At 37.0% G+C, this 1,334-nt stretch carries 2 protein-coding genes; both read right to left on the bottom strand.

The annotated features are described in order from the left end of the window. Window positions 1-279: hypothetical protein (locus ABYK33_RS15860; RefSeq protein WP_373034292.1), on the bottom strand; the 279-nt coding region annotated here is incomplete at its 3' end. 136 nt (window positions 280-415) lie between these two features. Beyond that, the coding region (locus ABYK33_RS15865) for a tetratricopeptide repeat protein (RefSeq protein ID WP_373034293.1) at window positions 416-1,334 on the bottom strand (919 nt) is incomplete at its 5' end.

A 1,334-nucleotide genomic window follows, 5' to 3' on the forward strand; every position in this document is an offset into this window, starting at 1 on the left:
ACGATAGATATTGGCTATCTGATATATTGCTTTTACGTCACCCTTGTCAACAGACTTCTTGTACCAAAAAATATCATCATCCATTTCTCCGCCACTTAGATGGTAAGCATAAAAATTAATATCTTCAATCTCATCGGTTTTGATGGCTTCTTGTTTTAAACACTCAAAGTATTTATCACTATAACGCCCAAGTTCTTTTAAAGAACAACTCCCCACCTTCGCCTCAACAAGCTCTACCAAAAGTAAAACTGCCAGCGCATATCTAAAAATCATCTTCATTGTTTCCCTTTATTTCTGACACAATGGGCATTGGAGTTAGAACTGACCTCCTGCCGGGTCACAAAGTTCGTAATGAACATCATTTTATCTTTGTCGTAGGCGACTCTTCCGAGGGCACGTCCGTTGTCACTGTTCATTACAGTTCTCCTTCTCGCATAAGGTATCGAATTGCTCCATCTTCACCCATGTCGGCGGCTTTGTGGTACCAGTAAATGCCTTTTTTTCTATTATTTAAATGTTCTCTGTAAATATATCCGATATTCAATGCACCGCCTGAATAACCTAATTCATAGGCTTTTTTGTATGATTTTATAGCTTGATCATAATCCTTTAGAGTTTCATCATAAAAAAAGCCTAATGCAAAAACAGAAATAGGATTATCTGTTTTTTCTTCGTTTTCATAACAAGACAAAGCTCTATTATTATCTTTTAATTTTGTTTTATACATATAACAGACCATTCTATTGTGATCTGACTGCTTAAAATACTCTTCAGCCTTTTTATAGTTCTTCAGATCACCGTAATAGATGCCAAGGTTAAACATCGCCTGCTTGTTTCCCAGGGCTGCCGACTGTTTGTAGTAATTGATCTCTTTCTCCTTGTCATCCAGCCAGGACTTTCTGTAGAGGTTTCCGATGGCGAACAGCATCTCTGCTTTCTCATCCGGGAATTTTTTAATGACCTCTTTATAAACCTCTTTTGCTTTGTCAAACTGTTCAAGACGCATATAAAAGTTGGCCAGAAACTGCATGTTCCAATACACATCTCTCCCCGCTTCTATCTCTTTTTTGTACATTGCTATGGTGTCGTTTCCGTAGGTCGTTTGCATTAGCTTGCTGAGCTGTTCCATAGCGTCAGGATAGTGTGCTTTGGCTGCTTTCTTATACCACTGTATGGCTTGTTGGGAAATTTCAATATAATGTTCATAAAGATTTGCAATTTCATACATAGCTTTTTGGTCACCCTTGTCAACAGATTTCTTATACCACTTTAAAGTATTGTCATAATCTAAATTTCCTAAATATCTTGAAGCTAAAAAATTCATATCTTTTACA

This window comes from Sulfurovum sp. (genome assembly GCF_041562805.1).
Lineage (GTDB): Bacteria > Campylobacterota > Campylobacteria > Campylobacterales > Sulfurovaceae > Sulfurovum.